The organism is Yoonia sp. 2307UL14-13 (assembly GCF_037572755.1).
Lineage (GTDB): Bacteria > Pseudomonadota > Alphaproteobacteria > Rhodobacterales > Rhodobacteraceae > Yoonia.
Genome location: NZ_JBBIFZ010000019.1, coordinates 1 through 1,154 on the forward strand (window position 1 = coordinate 1; position 1,154 = coordinate 1,154).

Genomic DNA, 1,154 nt, shown 5'->3' on the forward strand with positions numbered 1-1,154 from the left:
TTCCTTTCAGATTCATCACGTGGGCGTTTGTGTTTGGAAACATTGTTGGTTCACGGAATTGCGTGGGGGTGAAACCTGTGATCGGTTGAAACGATGTGACGCAGGGGCAAGCGGCGGTTCGGCGGGTTTTTGCACATATCCACATCCGGTTCTGTGCAAAAATGCGAAAGCCGGGGTCGGTAGGCAGTACGACCCTCATGTCAAGCACATGCGCCCATCACTTTCATCACCTTTTTCGTGATCGCCCCACACCTTCCCGAACGCCCCTCCAGCGACAATCTTAGTCTCATCGAAACGCAAGCAGACACGCTCTGCACCGCACCAAACACACGCTAGGAGCCATATCATGACCTTCAAGACTTTCGCCTTCGCCGCCGCAGCCGCCGCCATCACAGCCACAGCCGGCGCCGCCGACACATACTTTGAACAGGGCCGCACGCTGGATAGCGGCGACGTTCTGGAACTGGGCCTGATCACCGCTGACGGTGCAGGCGTGCTGGAAATCTATGACTTCCACACCGGCCAGCAGGGTCGTCTGCTGGGCACCGAGCGTCTGAAAGCCGGTGCCAACACCAATGTCCGCGTGAACACAGGGCTGCCTGTGAACCGTGACGTCATCGCCGTCGTCAACATCGACGGCCAGATCGCCGCGTCGAAATCCTTCGACGTGCAATAAGTCCCCCCGCTTCCGCATCGGCCCACGGGTCGGTGCGGGGGCACCCTTCTCTTTCTGATGAAAACTCTCACACACTTCTCTGAACAAAGGATGAATACCATGATGAAATCAATCGCACTCGCCGCCGCCGTTGCCGTCACCGCCACCGCAGGCGCCGCCGACACGTATTTTGAGCAGGGCCGCACGCTGGACAGCGGCGACGTTCTGGAACTGGGTCTGATCACCGCCGAAGGTGCGGGCGTTGTCGAAATCTACGACTTCCACACCGGTGAACAGGGCCGCCTCTTGGGCACCGAACGGCTGAGCGCCGGCGCCAACACCAACGTGCGCATCAACACCGGCCTGCCCGTCAACCGCGACGTCATCGCCGTCGTCAACATCGACGGCCAGATCGCCGCGCAGAAAGCGTTCGATGTGAATTAAGACACCCCTCTGTCACCAAGAAAGGTCGTCCACCGCAACGTGGACGGCCTTTTTT

Annotated in this window: 2 protein-coding genes; both read left to right on the plus strand. The window is 59.4% G+C overall.

The window, feature by feature from the left end; all coding sequences use genetic code 11:
• Nucleotides 1–346 precede the first annotated feature (346 nt).
• Nucleotides 347–676, plus strand: a complete 330-nt coding sequence (locus V8J85_RS19990) for a hypothetical protein (protein WP_339955547.1) — start codon at nucleotides 347–349, stop codon at nucleotides 674–676.
• Between the two features lie 99 nt (nucleotides 677–775).
• On the plus strand, nucleotides 776–1,099 hold the full coding sequence (locus V8J85_RS19995) for a hypothetical protein (RefSeq protein WP_339955548.1): 324 nt from the start codon (nucleotides 776–778) through the stop codon (nucleotides 1,097–1,099).
• Nucleotides 1,100–1,154 lie beyond the last annotated feature (55 nt).